Annotated in this window: 20 protein-coding genes; 9 read left to right on the top strand and 11 right to left on the bottom strand. The window is 45.8% G+C overall.

Features of this window, described 5'->3' with window-relative positions:
• Positions 1–129: 129 nt before the first annotated feature.
• Positions 130–1,089 carry a 23S rRNA (adenine(1618)-N(6))-methyltransferase RlmF gene (gene rlmF, locus HQ865_RS19965; protein ID WP_173416598.1) on the bottom strand — a complete coding sequence of 320 codons (960 nt, stop codon included), beginning with the start codon at positions 1,087–1,089 and terminating at the stop codon, positions 130–132.
• Positions 1,090–1,165: 76 nt separating this feature from the next.
• The gene (locus tag HQ865_RS19960) at positions 1,166–1,537 is read right to left on the bottom strand and encodes a VOC family protein (RefSeq protein ID WP_173416597.1); all 372 of its coding nucleotides are present in this window, start codon (positions 1,535–1,537) and stop codon (positions 1,166–1,168) included.
• A gap of 117 nt (positions 1,538–1,654) precedes the next feature.
• Between HQ865_RS19960 and HQ865_RS19955 the strand changes: the two genes are divergently transcribed.
• Together HQ865_RS19955 and HQ865_RS19950 are read left to right on the top strand one after the other, a co-directional pair.
• Positions 1,655–1,855 carry a hypothetical protein gene (locus tag HQ865_RS19955; RefSeq protein ID WP_173416596.1) on the top strand — a complete coding sequence of 67 codons (201 nt, stop codon included), beginning with the start codon at positions 1,655–1,657 and terminating at the stop codon, positions 1,853–1,855.
• Positions 1,856–1,861: 6 nt separating this feature from the next.
• A complete protein-coding gene (locus HQ865_RS19950) occupies positions 1,862–2,146 on the top strand; it encodes a type II toxin-antitoxin system RelE/ParE family toxin (RefSeq protein ID WP_173416595.1) in 285 nt (94 codons plus the stop codon).
• A 43-nt stretch (positions 2,147–2,189) separates the two neighbouring features.
• On the opposite strand, the gene HQ865_RS19945 is transcribed toward HQ865_RS19950, so the two are convergent.
• On the bottom strand, positions 2,190–3,623 hold the full coding sequence (locus tag HQ865_RS19945) for an agarase (protein WP_173416594.1): 1,434 nt from the start codon (positions 3,621–3,623) through the stop codon (positions 2,190–2,192).
• Between the two features lie 223 nt (positions 3,624–3,846).
• On the opposite strand from HQ865_RS19945, the gene HQ865_RS19940 reads away from it, so the two are divergent.
• Positions 3,847–4,668, top strand: a complete 822-nt coding sequence (locus HQ865_RS19940; protein WP_173416593.1) for a glycoside hydrolase family 16 protein — start codon at positions 3,847–3,849, stop codon at positions 4,666–4,668.
• 151 nt (positions 4,669–4,819) lie between these two features.
• Here the strand turns inward: HQ865_RS19940 and HQ865_RS19935 are convergent, their stop codons facing one another.
• From HQ865_RS19935 to HQ865_RS19925, 3 genes are read right to left on the bottom strand one after another with little or no spacing between them, the layout of a single operon-like run.
• Positions 4,820–6,553 (bottom strand): cellulase family glycosylhydrolase, encoded by a 1,734-nt coding sequence (locus HQ865_RS19935; protein ID WP_173416592.1) that lies wholly within the window; start codon positions 6,551–6,553, stop codon positions 4,820–4,822.
• A gap of 22 nt (positions 6,554–6,575) precedes the next feature.
• The gene (locus HQ865_RS19930; RefSeq protein WP_237073497.1) at positions 6,576–8,048 is read right to left on the bottom strand and encodes a glycoside hydrolase family 30 protein; all 1,473 of its coding nucleotides are present in this window, start codon (positions 8,046–8,048) and stop codon (positions 6,576–6,578) included.
• Entirely contained in the window at positions 7,979–9,427 is a 1,449-nt protein-coding gene (locus HQ865_RS19925) for a glycoside hydrolase family 30 protein (RefSeq protein WP_173416591.1), read from the bottom strand. The genes HQ865_RS19930 and HQ865_RS19925 overlap by 70 nt, the downstream gene beginning before the upstream one ends.
• Before the next feature lie 410 nt (positions 9,428–9,837).
• Here HQ865_RS19925 and HQ865_RS19920 point away from each other — a divergent pair, with 410 nt between their 5' ends.
• From HQ865_RS19920 to HQ865_RS19910, 3 genes are all read left to right on the top strand, one after another.
• Positions 9,838–11,766: a 7TM diverse intracellular signaling domain-containing protein gene (locus HQ865_RS19920; protein WP_237073496.1), complete on the top strand. Its 1,929-nt coding sequence runs from the start codon at positions 9,838–9,840 to the stop codon at positions 11,764–11,766.
• 512 nt (positions 11,767–12,278) lie between these two features.
• A complete protein-coding gene (locus HQ865_RS19915) occupies positions 12,279–15,395 on the top strand; it encodes a SusC/RagA family TonB-linked outer membrane protein (protein WP_173416590.1) in 3,117 nt (1,038 codons plus the stop codon).
• 21 nt (positions 15,396–15,416) lie between these two features.
• Positions 15,417–17,303 (top strand): RagB/SusD family nutrient uptake outer membrane protein, encoded by a 1,887-nt coding sequence (locus HQ865_RS19910; RefSeq protein WP_173416589.1) that lies wholly within the window; start codon positions 15,417–15,419, stop codon positions 17,301–17,303.
• 76 nt (positions 17,304–17,379) lie between these two features.
• Here HQ865_RS19910 and HQ865_RS19905 read toward each other — a convergent pair whose 3' ends face one another.
• The 3 genes from HQ865_RS19905 to HQ865_RS19895 form a co-directional block, all read right to left on the bottom strand.
• On the bottom strand, positions 17,380–17,577 hold the full coding sequence (locus HQ865_RS19905) for a hypothetical protein (protein WP_173416588.1): 198 nt from the start codon (positions 17,575–17,577) through the stop codon (positions 17,380–17,382).
• 141 nt (positions 17,578–17,718) lie between these two features.
• On the bottom strand, positions 17,719–18,612 hold the full coding sequence (locus tag HQ865_RS19900) for a LysR family transcriptional regulator (RefSeq protein WP_173416587.1): 894 nt from the start codon (positions 18,610–18,612) through the stop codon (positions 17,719–17,721).
• 187 nt (positions 18,613–18,799) lie between these two features.
• Positions 18,800–19,255 carry an SAM-dependent methyltransferase gene (locus tag HQ865_RS19895; protein WP_173416586.1) on the bottom strand — a complete coding sequence of 152 codons (456 nt, stop codon included), beginning with the start codon at positions 19,253–19,255 and terminating at the stop codon, positions 18,800–18,802.
• A gap of 99 nt (positions 19,256–19,354) precedes the next feature.
• Between HQ865_RS19895 and HQ865_RS19890 the strand changes: the two genes are divergently transcribed.
• Together HQ865_RS19890 and HQ865_RS19885 are read left to right on the top strand one after the other, a co-directional pair.
• Positions 19,355–19,648, top strand: coding sequence for a type II toxin-antitoxin system HigB family toxin (locus HQ865_RS19890; RefSeq protein ID WP_173416585.1), 294 nt, complete (start codon positions 19,355–19,357; stop codon positions 19,646–19,648).
• A 4-nt stretch (positions 19,649–19,652) separates the two neighbouring features.
• Complete coding sequence (locus HQ865_RS19885; protein ID WP_173416584.1) at positions 19,653–20,009, top strand: helix-turn-helix domain-containing protein; 357 nt, start codon at positions 19,653–19,655, stop codon at positions 20,007–20,009.
• A gap of 95 nt (positions 20,010–20,104) precedes the next feature.
• On the opposite strand, the gene HQ865_RS19880 is transcribed toward HQ865_RS19885, so the two are convergent.
• Positions 20,105–21,112: an aspartate-semialdehyde dehydrogenase gene (locus HQ865_RS19880; protein WP_173416583.1), complete on the bottom strand. Its 1,008-nt coding sequence runs from the start codon at positions 21,110–21,112 to the stop codon at positions 20,105–20,107.
• A gap of 167 nt (positions 21,113–21,279) precedes the next feature.
• Here HQ865_RS19880 and HQ865_RS19875 point away from each other — a divergent pair, with 167 nt between their 5' ends.
• Complete coding sequence (locus HQ865_RS19875) at positions 21,280–22,224, top strand: hypothetical protein (RefSeq protein WP_173416582.1); 945 nt, start codon at positions 21,280–21,282, stop codon at positions 22,222–22,224.
• A gap of 58 nt (positions 22,225–22,282) precedes the next feature.
• Here the strand turns inward: HQ865_RS19875 and HQ865_RS19870 are convergent, their stop codons facing one another.
• A complete protein-coding gene (locus tag HQ865_RS19870) occupies positions 22,283–22,507 on the bottom strand; it encodes a hypothetical protein (protein WP_173416581.1) in 225 nt (74 codons plus the stop codon).
• Positions 22,508–22,567: the final 60 nt, after the last annotated feature.

Raw genomic sequence — 22,567 nt, 5'->3', positions numbered from 1 at the left:
TTTATTGTGATTTCGCCGATTTTAGAAATGATTTCACCGATCAATATCCAAAAAATCTGTGAAATCCTCCTCAGGTCTGTGAAATTAAACAAATCAACGAAATCAAAAAATCATTAAAAATCAGCGGTCCTATTTCCACCATGTCTTCACCCAATCCGCCCGCTCAACTTCATTCAAAAACGTCCAGGCTACAATGCGGCTCTGCTTTTGCCCCTGCGACATGTTGATGGTGCGCACCTCGGTCGCCTTTATCCTTTCCAGTAATCTGTAAACACCGGGCAGTGTATCTTTTTTGGATACCAGCGTAGTGTACCACATGCAGTTTTTGGGCGCCAGCGCGCTTTGTTCTATCATCAGTTTAATAAACGCCGCTTCGCCGCCGGGATACCAGAGCTCCTTTTTCTGCCCGCCGAAGTTGAGCGATGTTTTACCCTTTAGTTGCAGCTTATTCCACTTGTTAATGCTCGCCAGTTGCGCCTCCTGTGCCGATGCATGAAAAGGCGGGTTGCAGATGGTGGCGTCGAAACCCTCATCGTGCAGCATAATGCCTTTAAAAATATTATGCTTGTTGGTTTGTTGCCTTAGTATAATGTTTTGCTTTAAAGCAGGGTTGGCCGCCAGGATGCGCTTGGCCGATGTAATGGCTATCGGGTCGATATCGGTAGCTACAAATTGCCAGCCGTAAACACTGCTGCCAATGGCGGGGTAAATGCAGTTGGCGCCGGTGCCGATGTCCAGTATCTTTATCTTTTTTCCTTCGGGGATGTTGCCCTTATCGGCTTCGGCCAGCAGATCAGCGATGTAGTGAATATAATCGGCCCGGCCGGGTATGGGCGGACAAAGATAGCCATCGGGGATATCCCAGTCGTTTACCCCGTAGTTGGTTTTCAGCAAAGCTTTATTCAACAGTTTAACCGCTTCCGCATCGCTGAAGTTGATGGATTCCACCTCGTGTTGGTTAGCCTTAACAAACGGACGTAAGGCAGGTACGGCTTTGATCAGCAGCTTAAAATCATAACCCTGCCGGTGCGCGTTGCGGGGGTGCAGGTTATCCTTTTCGGTAGTTGGCGTTTGCGGTGCTGATGACATATAATTTGCACGGGGCAATTTAGCCCCTGATGCACAAAGGTACGAAAAAACCAAAGATGGGTTCGCGCGAAGCGTCTTATGCCTTTGTAGCCACCCCGAAGCAATGAGAGTAGCCGTCATCATCGGTAAGGAAAAATTCGGTTTGGCCATAGTCGCGGTCTGTAATTTCCGAAACTTCGAAGCCCAGCTGCTTCAGGTGTTCGCGGGTAGCAACAAGATCTTCCGGTGTCCAGTAAAGGCGGATGCCTTCGTGTCCATCGGGTATTGGCCCGCCATCGCGCTGGTTGAGCCAAAAGTATACCCCTGTGTTATGCACCATGCAACCAATCAATTTGCCGTCCTGCCGCATTTCACGGTCGATGCTTAGGCCTAAACCATCTACCCAAAAACGCAGGCTGCGCTGAAGGTTAGCGCTGGGGATAACAGGGACACAATATTTAACGCTCATGATGGGGTGTGCTGTATGTGCTTTAAATATAGCAAAATAGCTGGCATAGCAATGCTTTCACCTTTAAGAAAAATCACGTAAATTTGTATAATACCACACGGATAAAGCCCTTTTAAAATGACAACATTAACCATAGAGATACCGGACAAAGACCGTGACCTGTTTGAACAACTTACCCAAAGATTAAATGGCAAGATCGTTAATGTTATGGAAAGTGAAGCTGAACCTAATAACATCACTAAAAAAGCTATTACCGAAGCCCGCGCAGGAAAAACTCAAAAGATAGAAGACCTTGATGCATTCTTTCAAAGTCTTTAATTCTATATGTATATCTTAAGTTTTACAAACAGGTTTGAAAAAGATCTGAAATTGATTAAAAAGAGATCAGCAAAGGATTTAGCGCTTATTCTTGATTTTCTTAAAAATGAACTCGCGGTGAAAGGCGCGGAGGGGCTTCCACAAAAGTATCGGGCACACAAATTATCTGGTAATTATAATGATAACTGGGAGTGCCATGTTAAAGGCGACCTGTTAATTATATGGCTTGAAATTACCGTTGAAAACGAAATTATATTAGTTAGGGCAGGTAGCCATTCCGATTTGTTTTAAAAGAATTTTTATGATCCTCCCTTTCTGATAGGGAGGCGTGAGGTTACCTCCTCCCGTCAAAAAAATCCGTCAGCGAATACACCTGCTTGTTCAATTCCTTCATCTTATCCATCAGCGGCTTATAGTAATCGTAATTAACATCAACAATACCCTTATTGGCATCGATATTGGAAAGTTCGGCGCCTTTTTGCTGCGGGTCGTTATCCTGGTATTTAAACCAGTGCCAGCCTACACACATCTTCGATTCTAACAGGCTGAGGATAAAGTTTTGGTAAAAGGCGCCCCTGTCGGCCTGGGTTTTTACCAGCCAGCCTGCACCCGAATGGTTAGCCAGGCCTGCATCATCGCCTTTTACATACCATTCGGAAGCGATGAAGGGCTTGCCGCTCCATTGCTCCCAGTTTTGCATATCTTTTAAAATAGGTGTCCAATAGCTGTAATAATTGATGGATAATACATCCACATACTTGCCCGCGGCTTTAATTACTTCGGGGTAAAAGCGCTGCGCGCCATAAAAGCGGCAGCCGATATACATGTGGTTAGCATCGTACTTACGGATAGCCGACGATACAATGCGAAAATAGGTATCACTCACAAACGAGAGGAAATCGATCTTGTTCTTCTCGGTTAGCTTAGTGGTATCTACGTTGTTTTCGACAGCCCATTTGGCCGCCGCGATATAACCCGGCTCGGTATGATCTAATGAGAGATAACCCGCCAAATTACTGCGCGATAAAGGCATCTCGTTATCAGAGAAATAACCCAGCAGGTTTTTATCGTCTTTATAAACTACAAGGTCCTTCGCCCTTTCATCGCACCAGGTTATAAAACCGGGATCGAACACAAAGATGGCATTGCCGGGATAGCCCTGGTGGCCGGGTACACGGTGGGTGCCGCCCCGCTTTTCGCCGTAGGTGCTCATGAAATTAATGATGACGTTATAAGCTAAAGGCTTCGCCGCCTGCTGGTTGGCCTTGCGGATCTCATCAACCGCCGACCATGCGCCCGCTCCATTAAAGCCATATTCGGTTAAGGATTGCACCATGCTTTTGGCCCAGCCGGCATTATCGCCGAATTTCTTTTTCAATGCCTCCTTATTGCGCTCGCTTGCCCCGGGCGTTACCGAACAAACACCTTCGTGGATAAACAAATGCCCGTCGGGGTTTACCAGCCACCAGCGGCCGTCTATTTTTTGCGTGTGATAAAAGCCCGTCTTTGCGCCTTTTTTATCCATGCGGCCACCAAAAGCATCGGTGGCTATTGCCGCTGGCTTATAGTTGATCAACTGAGGGATATTGCGGGTGCGGTAATTGATCCAGGGCCCGAAACTGGCGTTGGGCAGCGAGCTGTTCAGCGTTTTGGCGGCGGGAACAGAAAGGTTGTATTCGGCGCTGTCGGCAGGCTTGCTGGTTTGCGCTTGTGCGGTCGCGGCAGTTAGCAGGGCAATGGCGCTGTATGGTATCAGTTTTATTTTCATAATTATTGGCGATGGTTGATAAAGTTAGGAAGCAAATTGCCAATTCATATCTCTGTTTAAGGCAGTTTGCTATGCCCGATTAACATATGGCTGCGCGAAAATACACCCCTCTAAAATTGCGGATTTGCCCCCACCGTGCATTTCGTTACCCACCGTTATTTGTTCTGCCAATTAATAAAAGAATATCAAATAATTAATCAATTAAATTTTTAAGAAATCTTTTATGAAAAAATTAACCTTTATTATGGCTGGCTTAGGCCTGCTTGCCTGCCTTGCCGCATGCAAAAAAGAACAAACAATAAGTACCGAACCTGTAACCGACGGCGCGGCCAACCTGAAAACCGACGCGGTGAGCTGGGTGAATGTAATCCCAACTACCTCGTTCAGCTCATTCAGCACTTATTGGAACAACCTTTATCCCTGGGGATCGGACCATAATGGTTCTGCCCGCATGCGCACACAAAACATCTCCGTTTCGGGCGGGGTGCTTACCCTGAGCAGTACACCCACCAGCGGCGTAGGCAACAGCAGTAAAGACCCTTACCTGACTATCCATTATTATTCGGGTACGGTATACGCCAAGGCTATCGCTACGGTTGATGCATCGTGGCCCAAGTGGCATTTTAAGGGCGAGTTCCAAAATCCATCCGCAACCGGTACCTGGCCCGCGTTTTGGGCAACCGGAGCCAGCAGCTGGCCGCCCGAAAGCGACTTTATGGAGTTTAAAGGCAGCAGCACCTGCTGGACCAACACCTATAAAAACGCCAGCGGCGGCTGGTCGAGCGTAGGGACGGCGATATCAAGCCCATCGAGCTGGCATACTTATTCGGTTTATATGACCAAGACAAACGCCACCGATGTAAGCATCGAATATTGGATTGACGGGGTGCTGAAAAGCACGCAAACCGGTGCAAACTTTGTGGGTAAGCCCATGAATATTATTATCGATTACCAAATGGAAGGCGCATCCGGTTCGCCCGGCCCAACCACTACCACATCTATGAAAGCGCGCAACGTACTTGTAGAGAAGAGCGCCACACTGTAAATTCAAAGATCTGCTGATATTCTAACAAACGCCCCGATTGAAAAGGATATGAGAAAGCCCCCGGCAAAAACCGGGGGCTTTGTGTTATTGTTGGGTGATTACACTGACTTTAAAAGGATTTCACAGATTTGTTAGTGTGAAATCAATTTAATCACTTCACAAACTCCATATTCCTGAACAACCAGCCACCTTTATCTGCGTAAACCCGCAACTTGTTTGTGCCGGCATTTAGGCTGATCCCTTTCAATTCCAACGTTTGCCAGTTTTGGGTGCCGCCGGTGTTTGGCACAAGGTTCTCACCTAAAGCTTTATCTCCGTTCTTAATCGATAGCTTACCGTCGGCCACATTGCTGCTAACGGCCAAACGCAGGGTGTAAACGCCTTTGGCTTTCACATGGAGGGTATATTGCAGCCATTCGCCATCCTCTATATTGCTGATGTATGGGCCATCTTTGTCGCTGCGGATATCTACCCCATCATTACGGTAGGCGTAACCACGGTTACCGGCCGTGTTTACGCCGGGTGTGTAATGGTAACTGGCTGTATCGGTATCGTAATAGGCCGAGCGCTGGCGGCCAAGGTCGTAATCGGCGGCAAGGATAGTGGTGTTATTGGTAATGATATTAGCCTTGTATGGTTTGGTATCTGCTGTGCGTACCTGCCTGAACATGGCATCTATCACATCGCGGTGGATGATGTTGTTCTCCAGCTTCAGGTTTTGCAGCCATTGGTCAAGCACTACCTGTGCTTCGGCAGCGGATGGTTTGGGGCCCTTTTTGCTCCAGTAGTCAAGCAGTTTTTGGTAACCGTCGGGTACTTTTATTTCCAACGGGTTGTTGCCGCCCATTTTTTTCAATGGCCACCAGCTCCAGCCGATATCGTTACGCTCTACCATACCGATGCATTCGGTATACCAGGTGTTGGAGTTCTCGCCCGATTCGCCCAGCCATAGCGGCACATTATATTTATCGCGCAGGGACATAAAGTTGGCTATCTGCTTTTCGGTATTAAAGTTGCCGTATTTATGGAAACTGAGCACCATATTATTATCCCAGGCAGGCAGCACGCCGTTATAATTGTTGCCGAAGCCGTTACCTTCAATAATAACAATATGCTTTTTATCTACCGTGCGGATGGCGGCGGTAATTTCCATCATCAGCTTTTTTAACGGGGCGTTGGTTTTCTCGTTAGTACCGCGCACATCCTTTGGGTCGTCAAAGCCCATATTGGGTTCGTTAATGATATCGTAACCGCCAATGTTGGGTTCGTCTTTATAACGCTCGGCCAGCTTTGCCCACAGGGCTATCATTTTTTCCTGGTTGGCGCGGCTTTCCCAAAGCGTAGGCTGATCGGGGTGACGGTCGGCTATGGGCAAATCGTTACCCTGGCCGCCGGGAGTAGCGTGCAAGTCAAGGATCAGGTACATGTGGTTAGCCTTGCACCATTTTAGCAGGCTATCGGTCATTTCGAAACCTTTTTTTAGCCAGGTGTTCTTACCGGCTACGGGTTCATCGGCCACCGGCAGCGTATAGAGGTTAAAGTGCATGGGCAGGCGGATGGAGTTGAAACCCCAGCGCGCCATACTATCCACATCTATTTTGCGGGTATTATTGGCCAGCCAGGTATTATAAAACTCTGCCGTTTTTTCGGGGCCGACCAGGTCTTCAATACCCGCGCGGATCTTATATTGCTGGTTCAGCATGGCCACTTTAAACATGTAGCCTTCCTGCAGCATATCGCCGCCAAGGCCCATGCCGCGCAATATGACCTTCTGCCCCTTGTCGTTAACAATTAATTTGCCCTGTGCCTTTAAAAAGCCCTGCGCACCCGCGTAACGGCTAACAGCCAGACTTATCACAAGACCAATAAATAATTTGAAGCGCATAATGTTGTAGGTTGATGTAAGGTTATTGCCAGGTATAAGTACCCACCGCGCCTGCTTTAAGCTGTGTGGTCACCATTTTACCTTTGCTGTAAATGTTAAAGTTTTGCTCGGTTTTGCCGCTATTGGTCACAATTAGCACCTTTTTACCCTGCGGCGTAATGAAGGCCACGTTAGGCAGGTTATCGATATTGTTAGATGCGATACGCATCGACCCCGGCCTTACAAATTTTGATGCGTGTGCCATGGCATAATAAGCGATGTTGCGGGTATAGCTGTCTTTATCAATGGTTACCGTGCCCTGGCACATGGGGCAGCCGCCACGGTCGGTATGGGGTTGGTTGTTGATATCGGCGGCCAGGTTCCATTCCAATACATTGCGGCTCCAGTTGCGGGTAGCGCCAATAAATAAACGCCTTACCGGGTCGGCCACTTTGGTTGATGGGCTGCCGTCCTTCTCTATCACCATCTGCTCGGTGAAGTAGAGGTTCTTCTCGGGGTACTTGTTGTGCAGGTCAGTCATCACTTCTATCTTTCCGCCATATAGGTGAAAGCCCGAGCCATCCACATATTTAGCGGCAGCTTTATCGGTCAGTATCGAATCGGCATAATCGGGGCGGTCGCAGTTATGATCGTACAGAATAATGCGGCTTTTTATCCCTGCCGACTGGAACGCCGGGCCTAAATTGTTTTTGATGAAGTCGGCCTGTTCGTGCGCCTGCATCATCATGCTGGGGTTATTCTTGGGGTTCAGCGGTTCGTTCTGTACGGTGATGGCATCTATGGTAATACCTAAGGTTTTATAGGCTTTAATATACTTCACCAGGTAATCGGCATAGGCCTGATAATATTCGGGCTTTAGCGCGCCGCCACGCGTATCGCCATTGGTTTTCATCCACGCAGGTGCCGACCATGGCGAACCCAGTATCTTTATTTTAGGGTTGATAGCCAGTATCTCTTTCAGCACCGGTATCACATCGGCTTTATCAGGCCCCAGGTCAAAATGGGCCAGTTTGGGGTCGGTCTCTCCCGCGGGCATATCATCGTACGAAAAAACTTTCTCGTTCAGATCCGACGCGCCGATACTTAAGCGCAGGTAGCTTACACCAATGTTGTTATCATCATAAGCGAATAATTCTTTTAACAGCGCCGCCCGTGCCGGTTTGCTCATGCGGATGATGTGCATAGCACTACCACCCGTCAAGGCGAAGCCAAAACCATCGATGGGTTGATAGGTGGTGCCGTCATCCACAGTGATGGATGGATGGTCGTTTGCGTCCTTCAGTTCGAACTTCAGCGTTTGCTTTTGCTGCTGAAACATCGCCGACTTATCGGCATTGGTCAACCACAGCGTAACCGGGCTTTTTTGCGCCAGGCTATTTAGTCCGGCCAGTAAAAGCGATGCAAGAATGATACGGGCTTTCATCATTACGATACGATAAGGGTAGCTATGGAATGTGGCAGACTGGTCAGTTTGGCGGCCTTGCCTTTTATCCATAAAAAGTAAGGCACTTTATCGTCGGTGCTGTTCATTACCACAACTACCAGTTTGCCATCGGCATTAATAAAAGCGGTGCTGCTCAGCTTATCCCTGCTTGAAGCAGCCGCTATGCGGCGCGAGCCGGGCTTAACAAATTTAGAGAACTGGCCCAGGTAATAATAAGCATTGGTATAGATCAGCTTGCCGGTCTGCGTATCGCCAATAACCGGCGCAAAGCAGAAGTTACCCACATGGTTAGGGCCGCCCTTTTCATCAAGCAGGATGTTCCAGTCGGTCCAGCCGCAGGTGCCTGCGTTAAAGTCGTTGATGAGCGAGTAACCGTACTTTTCGCCCAGCGCCCAATCGTTCACCTTGTCTATATTGAATTTTTCTACACAGCCCTCCGTAAAGATCAGGTGCTTATTGGGGAAGGCCTCGTTAACACGTTTAACGTTATCAAAACGCATGGTGCTGCCGGTCCAGGTTTCGTACCAGTGGTAGCCAATGCCCCAAATATATTTAGCGGCTTCCGGGTCTTCCAGCATATTGCTGGCGCGCTGGTAAACCATGTCGCGGTTATGGTCCCAGGCAATAATTTTGGTGTTGGCCAAACCTTGTGTATGGAAGGTTGGCCCCAGGTGGTTCTTCACAAACAGGCGCTCCTCATCGGCCGTAAATATGCACGATTCCCATTTTTGCGTAGCCATCGGCTCGTTCTGCACGGTAACGCCCCAGATCGGGATGCCCTGCTTTTTGTAAGCACCGATGAACTTTACGAACATATTGGCCCAGGCCTGCGCGTATGCCTCTTTCAGTTTACCGCCGTGCAGCATATCGTTATTGCTTTTCATCCAGGCGGGTGGGCTCCATGGGCTGGCGAACATGGTCAGCTTGCCGCCCGCCGCCTTAATGGCTTCTTTAATAAAAGGCACACGGTATTTCAGGTCGTGGCTGATGTTGAAGCTTTTCAGCGAGGCATCGTTATCGGCAACGTAAGCATAGCTATCGCTGCTAAAATCGCAGCTTTGTATATTGGTGCGGCCCAGGGTATAACCAATGCCATTCTTGGGGTCGTAGTAGGCGGTCATTAATTCTTTCTGCTTATTCTTGGGCAGTTTATAAAAGGTCTCGGCCGATGCATCGGTCAAAGCGCCGCCAATACCTACCATGGTTTGGAATTTACGTGCCGGGTCTACAAATACCGATAGCTCTGTTTCCAGCGGTTGCGGTTTGCTTTCAAAATTGATGGTCTCGGTTTTGGTAATGCGGTAATCGGTGTTTTGGGCAGTGGTGTATACCTCAACACTTTTGGCATTAAAAGGCGTTTGCGCGCCGGCGTAGATGGCTGGCAGCAACAGGGCAGATAGCAGAAGTGGTTTAAGCGTGTGGCTCTTCATGTATATATAGCTTGGTATAAAAATAATCGGTTTAAAAATTGCACAATTTCCAGGCCGGGTGTGCTTGTGCATCCGTATAACAAACAGGCCTACCTGGTTTAATAAACTGGTTAAATGAGTGAAGATTGTGTTACCCTCACCTGTAACTTTGGTTATGTAAGCCAAAACTATCGAAAAAATATGCTAACCCACAAATGAAATTTTGTATATATTATTGATAATTAATGTGTTATGATTGTGCGTAATACGGAATAAACACAAGTGCATTTATATAAATAATTATCGGGATAGCTGTAAAAAACAAGAGCAGGAGCGCTTTTATGCACAAAAGTTGATACGCTTTAATCTCATGCGAAAAATTTGACAGGAATGGTTAGTTTAGTGGCGATTATTAACCCCTTTTTAATAAAATGACAGGAAGTGTACTTAAAAAACTTGTTGTAATTTTTGTGTTGATGCTTTTGCCGGTAAAACTACTGCTGGCGCAAAAGGTGTTACAGGTAGATAGCAGCGTGTTCGAGCATTTGTTTGGGCAGCAGGAGATCAAATTGCTGGAGGATAAAAAGGGCACTTTTACACTCGACCAGGTCCTGTCGCCCGGCTTCCAAAATAAATTCGCCAATAATCCGGGCTACTATCCGCAGAATTATAACCTCAAATCGTGGTATTGGTATAAGGTGAAGGTGCGGTTTGATAGCACCCTTATTCACAAAACCAACCTCATCGAGTTTTTCGACCAGACTACCGATGATATCATCGCCTACATCCCGGATACTAACGGCAAATACGTGGCCACCAAAGCCGGCGCCCGGTATAAATTTATCGACCGTTTATATCGCCATAAAAACTTTGAGTTTACCATTTACGATCGCCGGCCGGGCGAGTATACCTATTACTTCAGGGTACATTCTAAAGAACAGGTGAACGTGATCATCGTATACCGTACGGTCGATTACTTTATTCATTACGCCCTTACCGAGTATATCACCTATGGGTTGTTCTACGGAATGATCCTCATCTTTTGCTTCCACAACCTGCTGATGTTTATAGCGGTGAAGCGGCTGCAATACCTTTATTATGTAATGTACATATTAAGTGTAGGCTTTTACGAGATGAGCGTGGACGGTATCGCCTTCCAATACATTTGGCCAACCTGGTCAAACTGGAACGAATACGCTTATGGGGTGGCCCTGTTCTTTCTCAGTGCGTTTGCGCTCGAGTTTACCAAGGAGCTGCTGCAGGTAAAAATGCGGGCGCCGCTTTTGTATAAGCTCATCAACGTTGTATTAATTATACGTACCGTTTATTTTGTTTATTGCTTTTTCTTTAACAGGGGGCTGTTCATTTATAAATTCGTCGATTCGATAACGCTGGCCATCTGCTTTTTTACCGGTATTACCGTTTGGAGCAGGGGCTTTAAGCCTGCCCGTTTTTTTGTGCTGGGCTATACCTTCCTGTTCCTGGGCCTGATCATAAAACTGGCTACGGTGCTTGGCCTTAATATCGGCGTGGTAAACCGGGTGCTGGGGCACTACAGCTTAAGTCTGTCTTTTATTTTGGAGATGGTATTCCTGTCCTTTTCTATTGGCGACCAGGTGCGATTGCTGCGTAAGGATAAGGATGCTGCGCAGGAAGAGACCATCAGGCAAATGGAAATAAACGTTGAACTGAAGGATTCCATTAACCGGGAACTGGAGCACCAGGTGCGAATACGAACTTCTGAAGTGATCCAAAAATCGGAAGAACTGATGAAGCAGGCGCATATTATTGAGGAGCAGAACGAGGAATTACTGGCCAAAAACGAGAAGCTGGAAGAACAGGCCGAAGAGATACACCGGATGAACCTGTTGCTTCAAAAAGATAATATTCAGCTGAAAACTAATATTGAAAAGGTTACCGACGACAGGGCCCTATCAAAGGAATTAAGCTTTGAAGAATTCAGCGCCAAATACCCGGATCAGGAAACCTGTTACAAGTTTCTGTCGGAATTGAAGTGGAGCAATGGCTACACCTGCGCACGCTGCGCAAATACCAATTATTGCGGTGGCAGGATGCCTTACAGCCGCCGCTGCACCAAATGCACTTATGAAGAATCTGCGCTGCAAAAAACCATTTTTCACAATAATCGCATACCTATTAATAAAGCCTTTTACCTGGTGTACCTGATGTATACCAGCAAGGGTACCATCTCATCGCACCAGTTATCTGAAAAGCTGGACATCAGGCAAAGCACCTGTTGGTCCTATTCCATCCGGGTAAAAAAGGCCATGAACGAGCGTAAAAAAGAGGGTAGAAAGGGAAGTACGCAGGGTTGGAGCCGCCTGGTTATTGAAGTGTAATAATAACACTTTCTCTCATTCTCGCTATTTTACGCATTTTTCGCACTCCCCGGCTCATTTTTATTGGCAATTTATTAACCTTTTATGGCATGAAAAGGCCCGCTTTTCAGCCTTTTTTAAGCCCTGCAAGGGGCTTTTTTTATTGTGCGGTAAGCGTATCAGCCCAATTAAGGCTTATATGCATAAAATGGCATTTTTGAGCCGTGCAGGCAATTTTTTAAAAATTTAGCCAATGCGCATCAAGCGTATCAAAAATTTTATAAATGTCTAATTATCAGTTATTTATGTGAATTTTTTTCTTGTTTTTTAGCTTCAAAAGCCTTTAAATTTACCTCACCAGTTATTACTAAAAAACAACAAAAACACTTTAAGCACTTCATGAAAAGCCCCTTTCCGTAACCTGCAGGTTATCCTGCAAACGCGGGCGATGGACCAGGTCCGGTACCCACGGTATGCCAATTTTCAGATCGCATGATCCTGATCTTAATTAATTACCAACCAAAAATTAAATTATGAAAAAACAAATTACTCTCCTTATTACTGTTTTACTCACTGCCTGCATGTACTCCTTTGCGCAAATAAACGTGAAGGGTACCGTGAAGGACAGTAAAAACCAGCCCATCCCCGGGGCAACCGTAAAGGTTAAGGAAACGGGTAAAGCAGCCGCCAGCGATATTAATGGTAACTATACCATATCGGCAGCAGCAAATAACACCCTGGTGTTTTCAAGCGTAGGTTATACCAGTATCGAAGAACGGGTAGGCAACCGCACCACCATCAACGCGGTACTGGCTGATGACAGTAAGCAATTATCGGATGTGGTGGTTATTGGCTATGGTACCCGCGCGCAAAAAGATGTTACCGGCGCCATTACCAGCGTAAAGGCCGAAAAGCTGGAGGTGGAAAACCCCGCCAGCATTGCCGACCTGATCAAAGGTAACGTAGCCGGTATCACCGTAGCGCTGAACGTATCGCCAAAAGGTGGCGGCACCGGCGATTTGCAGATACGCGGTAAAGCTACCTTAACAGCCAGTTCATCGCCATTGATCGTATTAGATGGTGTGGTTTACCAGGGACAAATGGCCGACATTAACCCTAACGATATTGAACGTGTAGACGTACTGCGCGACGCGAGTGCGCTGGCTGTATACGGTTCGGCTTCGGCTGCGGGTGTGGTGGCCATCACTACCAAAAAAGGTAAGCTGGGCGCGCCGCAAATTAACCTGAACATGAACGTGGGTTTTGAGCAATTAGAAAAGAACCAGAAGTTTTATGGACCGGAAGGCTTTTTGGCCTGGCGGGCCGATGGTGCACGCGCATCAAACGTTAACAACCCTTATTACTATTATAGCAACCCTAACGCCCTGCCCGATGGTGTTACCCTGGCGCAATTCATGGGTACATCAACCGGCGACCCTACTACTGTTTGGTTACAGCGTTTAGGCTTGCAAAATAACGAGATAGCTAACTACAATGCCGGTAAAACCACCGACTGGGCAAAACTGGTTTTCCGTACCGGTTTACGCCAGGATTATACCGCCAGCTTATCAGGTCGTAACGATAATACCAGCTACTATCTGTCGGGCAATTATACCAAAAACCAAAACCTGATACAGGGTGGCGAATATAAAAACTATCGCGCCCGTGTTAACCTGGAAGGTAAAGCCGCAAAATTCCTGACCGTGGGCATGAGCACGCAGTTTGCCAGCAGGGATGAAGGTGGTAACCAGGCCGACTGGACCCAGATCATCAACTCATCGCCTTATGGTGATTTTTACCTGGCCGATGGCGTTACACTGCGCCGTATTGATACCGATGACAGCGGTTTGAACCAGCGTAACCCTTTCCTGGCTACCTATTATAACCAAACCGTAGCCATACAAAATACTTTGTTTGCCAACCTTTATGCTAAATTAAGGTTGCCTCTCGGGATCCAGTACCAATTGAACTTCGCACCCGATATCGAATCGTACCGTAACTTTAACTTTATCCCTGTTGCCAACCCTAATGAGTTAGCCGGTGGTGAAGCTTCGCGCAGTATGGAAAACAGGTATAAGTACATTCTGGATAACTTATTAACCTGGAACAAAACCTTTGGCGGTATACACAATATTGATATAACCGCATTATTGGAAAAAGAAAAATACCAAACCTGGTATACCAATACATCTAACTCGGGCCTTACCCCAAGCGATGTGTTAGGGTACCACAGCATTGGCGCGGGTATATTGCCTGTGGAAAGCAGCGACGACCGCGTTTACAATGCCGATGCGATAATGGGCCGTTTAAACTATACTTTGATGGGCCGTTACATGCTGACCGCTTCGGTACGTCGCGATGGCTTTTCGCCATTTGGCTTACAGTTCCCACGCTCTACCTATCCTACGGGAGCTGTAGCCTGGGTACTAAGCGACGAGAAGTTTATGAAGACCAAAACTTTCGACTGGTTAAACTATGCCAAATTGCGCGTAAGCTACGGTGTTAACGGTAACCGCCTGGCAACAGGTACTGCCGATCCATCGCTGGCCCTGGCCCTGATCAGCACTGCCAAATATCCAACCGTAAGCTCATCGGGTACGGTAACCAACAACGTATCGTTATATGCCAGCTCGCTGCAAAACCCTAACCTTAAATGGGAGCGCACCACAGGTATCAACCTTGGTTTAGACTGGTCTATCCTGCACGACCGTATTAACGGTAGCTTTGATGTTTACAACCGTAAAACTACCGACCTGATCGTTAACCGTACGTTATTGACTATACAGGGCTTTGGCGCCGGCGCCGGTTCGTTAACCAATATTGGCGAGGTTAATAATAAAGGCTTCGAGGTATCTGTTAATACCAAAAACATCAACAGCCGTAATTTCAACTGGACATCAAGCGCAACTTTCTTTGTTAACCGTAACAAGATCGTTCACCTGTATGGCCCGGCTACTACTACCGATGCAAGTGGGAATACTGTTACTAAAGAAAACGATGATACCGGCAATGGATGGTTCATTGGTCATGATATCAGCTCTGTATGGGATTATCGCATACTGGGCGTATGGCAGGCTAATGAAACTGCCGAAATGGCTAAATACGTAGGTGCTGGTTTACGCCCGGGCGACTTTAAGTTACAGGATGTGGACGGCGATTATAAATTTACCGATGCTGATAAGCAGTTCCTGGGCTCGCGTACGCCGCAGTTCAACTGGTCGCTACGTAACGATTTCAATTTCCTGAAAAACTTTGATTTTTCATTCCTGCTGGTATCGGCTATGGGACAGCTATCTACATTTAACGAGGCTAAAAACAACCCCGGGAGTGTAGGTTTCGCACGTCAAAGTTCGTACATCCTGCCTTACTGGACTGCCGATAACCCGATCAACGATTACGCCCGTCTTAACTCTGGTTCAAGTGGTACCACTATCAACGTGTTCCGCAAGTCGTCATTTGTAAGGGTTAATACGGTATCACTGGCTTATACTTTAGATAAGAAATTGGTACAGCGCTTAGGTATGCAAAGTGCAAGAGTGTTTGTTAACTCAAACAATGCTTACGTTTTAACAGGCTGGGAGTTCTGGGATCCGCAAAACTCGGGCCCTACACCACGTATCGTAACGGCTGGTATAAACGTGACTTTTTAACCGAATTAAAGAATTGTGAATATGAAAAAGATAAACAAAAGTATCATAGCAGTGCTAACATTAGCGGCTGTTATTATTACCGATGGTTGTACAAAAAGGAGCGACCTGGTGCCCGAAGCACCATCGAAGTTTACGCCTGACGTAACGCTTACTACTCCGGCGGCATTTAAATCGGCGGTGGAATATATGAACCAAAACGAGCGTATCGAGTTTTTTGGCGATTCGGCGCCGATGCTTACCGAGGATATCTTCTCGGACGTAGCCGTTGAAGGTACTACCGATAAAACCACGCCCGCGCAGGATCTGAACGTGCGTATCACCCCAACTGCCAACTTAAACAGCGACGACTATAACAAGATAGGCCGCTACTGGGAAATTTGGTGGAATGGTATACATTATGCCAATACCGTTATCAGCCGTATTGATAATGTAAAATGGCCTACAACGGCAGCACGTAACGCTATACTTAGCGCGGCTTATTTTCACCGTGCGTTGCGTTACTACCGCTTATGTAACGAGTTTGGCGATGTACCTTGCGTGTTAAGCGAAGAGCAATCGGTTAATGTGGGTTATTTTTCAACCCAACGCGCGGTTATCTTAAAACAAATGAAAACCGACCTGGAATTTGCCACCGCCAACCTTACCGATAACGTAGATAAAGGCGAGGTAACTAAAGGTGCCGCTTATCACCTGCTGACCAAAATTAACCTGGCATTAGGTTTGTTTGATGATGCCATCACTTCAGCATCGGCAATTATTAACGGTGGTACTTATAAGCTGATGACCAACCGTTTTGGTATTGTGGCAAGCAATGCCGCCCACAACGTGATCTGGGATTTGCACAGGCCCGAAAATAAATCGCTGGGCAGCAATACAGAGGCTTTATACAACGTAATTGACCGTGAAACACTGGAAGGCGCTACCGCTAACGGTTCGCAGGTGATGCGTAACTGCGTGCCGATGTGGCATAATGGTACTATCCTTACCCCAACCAACAAAAAACCGGGTGTTGTAGACGCGGTTACCGCCGAGTTCCCATTAACTTATTACTACGGACGTGGTATTGGCCGTGTACGTGGTACCCCATACAGCACCCAATACATTTGGACTGATGCCACCGACTTGCGCCACGCGCCGGGTAACTGGGTAAACATGACCGACCTTGTTTATAACAACTCGGCCATTAAAACTTCCGACCCTACCTGGTATGGTAAAAAACTGCAGCAATACACTGCCGCTACTGTTGCCAGCGTGTTCCTGAATGGCCCGCGTGATACCATCCGCGCATGGTTTGGCTGGCCGCACTACAAAATATTCATTAACCCGGGTGGTGTTGATATCCTAAACGCGACATCGGACAAATGGTGGAGCCCGCCGCGCGGTACCAATACCGACTGGTATGTGTTCCGTGTAGCTGAAACTTACCTGCTGCGTGCCGAAGCTTACATGTGGAAGGGGCAAGCCGCGCAAGCCATGGCCGACCTGAACGTGGTACGCGCCCGTGCTCAGGCACAATTATTAACCGATGCCAGTAAAGTAACCATGAGCACTGTACTTGACGAGCGTGCACGCGAGCTATTCTTTGAAGAGCCACGCCATGCCGAGCTTGCCCGTATAGCGTTCATTTATGCGCAAACCGGCATCCCATCGTACACCGGTAAGGTTTACAACACGGTTACGTTCTCTACCAGCAACTTCTTTTACGACCGTGTTATCGAAAAGAATGATTTTTATAACCGTGGTGTAGTAACCAACTCGGGTAATACGTTTACTATTTCGCCTTATCACGTATTGTGGCCAATACCACAAAGCGAGATCAACCTGAATATTAACGGGCATATTAATCAAAATAAAGGTTACGCGGGTTCTGAAACTAATATCCCCGCACTTGATCACATTGTACAATAGTGATCGAAGCGTTTAAGAGAACTAAACCTTATACGCGATTTTAGTTTAATAAATGGGAGGTCCTTAGCCGTAATGGTTAAGGGCCTTTTTTTGTTTTTTCGACAACAAAACAGCTTCCGGGCGAAAGCGGGCAGAACGATGGTGGCACGTGCGGAGGAAAGGCATCAGCGTTTTGCAGAAGCGTGGGTAAGCGTGTGCGATAGCGGGGCAAATAAGCGTAGCCGTGGTTCTGCTCGTTTTGCAGGGCATAGGCCATGTGCGGCAAAGGAGGCATTTTTGCTGTCTTGATCTTTGGTTACTTTCCATCAAGGGAAAGTAAATGGCCCCTGCGGCTAAGAGCAGACCGGCATTAATTACTTACTGTCCCAGCAAACGACGAGATTGCCGCGCTATCGCTCGCAATGACAAAGTTTTTTTACACGTACCTCAGCGCGTGCGAAATAAAATTACTGGTAAGGCCATAATCTTCGGTGCCTTTGCGGCGGATGAAGAAGAAATCGCGGGTGATCTTAAGGCCTTCTACGGGTACTTCTACCAGGTCACCCTCGGCCAGTTGGCGTACAATAGATGGGCGTGGCATAAAGCCAAGGCAGTCATCAGCCAACAAAAAGTTTTTCAATGCCTCGGTACCGCCCAGGCGGATCTTTACGGATAAATCAGCGGGTTTAATATGATGTGTAGCCAATGATTTAAGCAAAGCATTTAGCGTGCCCGACCCACGCTCGCGCAGGGCTACCGGCGTTTTGGTAAGTTGCTTTAAGGTAAGCGATTTACCGGCCAGCGGACTTTTAGCTGAACATACAGGGATCACCTCGTCGCTCATAAAGGGCCGGTAACTTACCGTGGTGAGTTTATTATCAACTTCGATAATGCCGATATCTACCTCGTGGTTCAACAGGGCGTTCAGGATATATTCCGAGTTTCGGTTTACCAGTTGCACATCCACATTGGCATACTCTTTTTGAAATCCCGAAAGAATGGATGGCAGGATATATAGCGCTATAGTGGTACTGGCGCCCAGGCGCAGATGCCCGGCGGCATTGCTTACGTTGCTGAGTATGGACAGGTCGTATTCTATCTTGCGTTCTATCTCGGTAGCCTGCAGCAGGTATTCGTTTAGTTTTTTGCCGGGCTCGGTAAGCATAATGCTGTTACCCTTACGTTCGAAAAAGGCTACTTTATATTGATCTTCCAGCCCCTTAATGTGCTTGCTGATGGCTGGTTGGGTTACAAACAGTACTTGTGCCGCTTTACTAAAGCTCATGTTGGCGGCTACTTCCATAAAAACGCGATGCGCGAATGATATCATACCTTCAGGTTATCAAATATAGGCAAACATTATAAAAAAAAGTTATAAAGCAGCCTGATATACTTAATACGAATAAAGTGAATAAATAGTTGCCCTTTTGGAAAGCCAGGAATAGTAAGGCCTCAGTCGACAATCTTAAGTTTAATTAATAGGATGACTTAAGACTAATATCTCAGGACTTAAGACCCTACCAGTAATTGCGCATCAGGTCGGCAACCCAGGCGGGTTGCTTAATTTGGCCTTTGGGCTGAAACTCTTTAAATACCGGTTTGATATCCAGCACGGGGGTGCCGTCTATCGCATCAAGATATTTTACTATCAGCGTGCGATCTTTATGTTCCAAAAGCTCAACAGTGCAAAGTCCAATAGTATTTGGCCTGTCCTTTTTCCGCTGCCCGAAAATGCCGGTATAAGGATATTTAGGGTTACCACGTGGCCGGCCGGCAAAAACAATATCATCGCCGGTAACCTGGTCGAAATGATAGATAATTTCCAGGTGCGAAAAATCGGATATACTTTCCAGCGCCTCGGTAGGGATATGGTCGGCCAGGACGATCTCGGCAGTGATGGGTTCCCAGTTATCGTCCACAGGCTCGGTGCGGGAGTTTTTTACGTAGGCTACAGGGGTAACAATGATATCCATAGTGCAATGTTACGGGATAGATATGAATAGTAAAGAATTAAAGATAATTACCGTATATTTCCCAATATGGGAACTTTTTTATTATATTTGTTAATATATATGAGAGTTATAACAAGAGGCACTTTGCGTGAGTTTTGGGAAGAACATGCGGATTGCGAGCAACAATTAAAAGCATGGTATCAGGAAGCAAGTAAAGCCACGTGGAAAAACTCAAATGAAATTAAAGAGGAATATCCAAGCGCGAGTATATTACAAGATAATCGGGTTGTTTTTAATATCAAAGGGAACAATTACCGGTTAATTGTTCGTATCAATTATGTTTATCAAATGATATGGATAAGATTTATCGGTACGCACGCTGAATATGATAAAATAGACGCGAATAAAATATAACGATATGGAAATTAAATTGATAAAAACAGCCGAAGACTATCAACAGGCCTTGGGCAGGCTTGAGGTTATATTTGATGCATTACCGGGAACAAAAGAAGGTGATGAACTGGAAGTGTTGGGAGTTTTAATAGACAATTACGAAAGCATCACGTTCCCGATCGATTACCCCGATCCGATCGAGGCGATTAAGTTTCGGATGGAACAGCTTAATTATAACCAAAACGACCTGGCAAATGTAATTGGTTTAAAAAGTCGTGTTAGCGAAATATTGAACAAAAAAAGAAAATTAAGTATCGGTATGATCCGTAAATTACATGAGGTATTAAGCATCCCTACAGATGTACTTATACAGGAATATTAATTATTCCGAACCATAATCAAATAAAAATAGGGATAACCAACCGGCTATCCCTATCAAAATTTCAATTCTATTCCCCCTTTAGGGGGTTAGGAGGGTTACGCCTCCACAGCCTGCCCGATCAAATTCTTAGATGCCAGGTATTCCGCGATCTGTACAGCATTAGTAGCCGCGCCTTTGCGCAGGTTATCAGACACTACCCAGCAGTTCAGCGTGTTCGGCTGGCTTTCATCGCGGCGGATACGGCCGACAAAAACATCGTCCTTATCGTGCGCGTCAAGCGGCATCGGGTATTTCAGGTTGGCAACGTCGTCGGTCACTACAACGCCGGGGGCATTGCTTAATAACTCGCGAACTTCAGCCAGGTCAAAATCGTTGGCGAACTCCACATTCAGCGATTCAGAGTGACCGCCCATTACCGGGATCCGCACGGTAGTAGCCGTAACACGGATGCTGTCGTCGCCCATAATTTTTTTGGTCTCTTTGATCATCTTCATCTCCTCTTTGGTATAACCGTTCTCGGTAAACACGTCGATGTGAGGTAATACGTTCAGATCTATTTTGTATGGATAAGCCATAGCGCCATCCACGCCTTTGCGTTCGTTCATTAATTGCTCAACCGCTTTAACGCCGGTACCTGTTACCGATTGATAGGTAGATACCACCACGCGCTTGATCTGGTATTTATCGTGCAGGGGTTTCAGGGCCACTACCATCTGGATGGTAGAGCAGTTAGGGTTGGCGATGATCTTATCTTCGGCAGTTAATACATCGGCATTAACTTCGGGCACAATCAGTTTTTTGGTAGGGTCCATACGCCAGGCCGATGAGTTATCGATAACGGTGATGCCGGCCTCGGCAAATAACGGAGCCTGCTCTAACGAAGTGTTGCCCCCGGCCGAGAAGATGGCCACATCGGGCTTCTGTTTTATCGCATCCGCGGCAGAAACTATCTTGTATTGCTTACCCTTAAAAGTAACTTCTTTACCAATACTTTTTTCGGATGCAACGAGGATCAATTCTGTTACGGGGAAGTTGCGTTCTGCCAGAACCTGCAACATTTTAGTGCCTACCAATCCGGTAGCACCTACTACTGCGACTTTCATTTTTGTTTTAAATAATAATAAACTAATAATTTTTGAACACCAAAGATGCGAAAAAATTAAAACATATCCCATTAATATCTACTGTTTTAGTAGGATAATTTGAGAGGGAGAAAGCGATGAAAATGATAATTATGTTTTATATTTAGGTGCTAAAAGCCTTTATCACCATGAAATTTCAAATAAAACATTTAGATAACTATGTAATTATTATTATTTCTTTGTTAGGAGTCGTACTAACTATACTCAATTCTTTTTTTAATGAAAAAACATTAAATGACACAAGTGATACTGCCAAATATTTAATAGTAGGTATAGTTTTTTTTGGTGCATTATTAGGGGGTATTTTATTCCCCAAGATTGCAAAATATGTAGAAGAAGGTACGAAAAATTCAAAAGAGGATGAAAAAAGTAAAGCATCAGGAATTGATATAACGGCAAAAGCTAAGGAGCAAATAAAAGCACTGGTAAAAGAAGTGCTTGAAAATCCCGATCCCGAACCCTTTGCGCCAATTGATTTAGATGATTTTGACGATGATGAATTATCAGAAGATGAAATTAAATTACAATTGATTGAAGAACATACTTATGAGTTGCAAATGAGTATTTCTCAACAGATTAATAAAATTTCTCGAAGCGGGACTACTAACTTAATGATAGGACTTGCATTGACAGTGTTGGCGATTACGATGTTAATACTTGTGATTTACGGAGACGAAGCTCCCGCCTATTTGTTTGACGAAACAACAAATTCTGGAATAAGATTTTTTATACACATGATCCCGAGATTATCAATAGTACTTTTTATTGAAATATTTTCTTTTTTCTTTCTCAATTTATATAAAAGAAATACAGACGAGATTAAGTATTTTAATAATGAGAGAACAAATATCGAATCAAAGTTAATTGCTCTAAAAATGGCTGTGGTATTTGGTAATAAAGAAACTATTAACAAGACTATTGAAAGTTTGTATAAAACTGATAGGAATTCGACAATCAAAAAAAGTGAGACCACAATTGAGATTGAAAAGATGAAAATAGAGAAATCGGATTCTGAAAATATGTTAGATAAACTGCTTAAGCTAAGCAAAGCATTTAATAAAGAAGAAAAATAGGTTTAAGAAAATCCCTTAAACCGTTCGGCAACGTAATCTATCAACACATTGCTATCAATCAGGAATTCCATGCATCACGGTCTTTTTTAATCTGCTCCTGCATTTTTTCGGCGATATCCTTGGATAAGAAGCCACGCAATTGCGATGGCTTTAATTTACTGGTTGGTTCGGGAATAATATCATCAACCTCAAAGGCAATTACCTCCACCGTTTTGCCCACAAGATCATCAGGCAACTGTAAAGTAATGCTATTACGTTCGGTTTTCAGGATTGTACGTACCATAAACAAATTTAACAAATAAAAGCCAATAGTTTATAAAACGCCATTAATTGTGAATTAGCG

The sequence above is a fragment of the Mucilaginibacter mali genome, from assembly GCF_013283875.1.
GTDB classification, from domain to species: domain Bacteria; phylum Bacteroidota; class Bacteroidia; order Sphingobacteriales; family Sphingobacteriaceae; genus Mucilaginibacter; species Mucilaginibacter mali.
The sequence above is the reverse complement of the archived record's forward strand: the minus strand, read 5'-3'. Positions and strand labels throughout refer to the sequence as shown.

Excerpts from the sequence above, each read along its gene's own strand:
- rlmF (WP_173416598.1), bottom strand. The coding sequence starts at position 1,089 with ATGTCATCAGCACCGCAAACGCCAACTACCGAAAAGGATAACCTGCAC.
- HQ865_RS19960 (WP_173416597.1), bottom strand. The coding sequence starts at position 1,537 with ATGAGCGTTAAATATTGTGTCCCTGTTATCCCCAGCGCTAACCTTCAG.
- HQ865_RS19955 (WP_173416596.1), top strand. The coding sequence starts at position 1,655 with ATGACAACATTAACCATAGAGATACCGGACAAAGACCGTGACCTGTTT.
- HQ865_RS19950 (WP_173416595.1), top strand. The coding sequence starts at position 1,862 with ATGTATATCTTAAGTTTTACAAACAGGTTTGAAAAAGATCTGAAATTG.
- HQ865_RS19945 (WP_173416594.1), bottom strand. The coding sequence starts at position 3,623 with ATGAAAATAAAACTGATACCATACAGCGCCATTGCCCTGCTAACTGCC.
- HQ865_RS19940 (WP_173416593.1), top strand. The coding sequence starts at position 3,847 with ATGAAAAAATTAACCTTTATTATGGCTGGCTTAGGCCTGCTTGCCTGC.
- HQ865_RS19935 (WP_173416592.1), bottom strand. The coding sequence starts at position 6,553 with ATGCGCTTCAAATTATTTATTGGTCTTGTGATAAGTCTGGCTGTTAGC.
- HQ865_RS19930 (WP_237073497.1), bottom strand. The coding sequence starts at position 8,048 with ATGGATAAAAGGCAAGGCCGCCAAACTGACCAGTCTGCCACATTCCAT.
- HQ865_RS19925 (WP_173416591.1), bottom strand. The coding sequence starts at position 9,427 with ATGAAGAGCCACACGCTTAAACCACTTCTGCTATCTGCCCTGTTGCTG.
- HQ865_RS19920 (WP_237073496.1), top strand. The coding sequence starts at position 9,838 with ATGACAGGAAGTGTACTTAAAAAACTTGTTGTAATTTTTGTGTTGATG.
- HQ865_RS19915 (WP_173416590.1), top strand. The coding sequence starts at position 12,279 with ATGAAAAAACAAATTACTCTCCTTATTACTGTTTTACTCACTGCCTGC.
- HQ865_RS19910 (WP_173416589.1), top strand. The coding sequence starts at position 15,417 with ATGAAAAAGATAAACAAAAGTATCATAGCAGTGCTAACATTAGCGGCT.
- HQ865_RS19905 (WP_173416588.1), bottom strand. The coding sequence starts at position 17,577 with ATGCCTCCTTTGCCGCACATGGCCTATGCCCTGCAAAACGAGCAGAAC.
- HQ865_RS19900 (WP_173416587.1), bottom strand. The coding sequence starts at position 18,612 with ATGATATCATTCGCGCATCGCGTTTTTATGGAAGTAGCCGCCAACATG.
- HQ865_RS19895 (WP_173416586.1), bottom strand. The coding sequence starts at position 19,255 with ATGGATATCATTGTTACCCCTGTAGCCTACGTAAAAAACTCCCGCACC.
- HQ865_RS19890 (WP_173416585.1), top strand. The coding sequence starts at position 19,355 with ATGAGAGTTATAACAAGAGGCACTTTGCGTGAGTTTTGGGAAGAACAT.
- HQ865_RS19885 (WP_173416584.1), top strand. The coding sequence starts at position 19,653 with ATGGAAATTAAATTGATAAAAACAGCCGAAGACTATCAACAGGCCTTG.
- HQ865_RS19880 (WP_173416583.1), bottom strand. The coding sequence starts at position 21,112 with ATGAAAGTCGCAGTAGTAGGTGCTACCGGATTGGTAGGCACTAAAATG.
- HQ865_RS19875 (WP_173416582.1), top strand. The coding sequence starts at position 21,280 with ATGAAATTTCAAATAAAACATTTAGATAACTATGTAATTATTATTATT.
- HQ865_RS19870 (WP_173416581.1), bottom strand. The coding sequence starts at position 22,507 with ATGGTACGTACAATCCTGAAAACCGAACGTAATAGCATTACTTTACAG.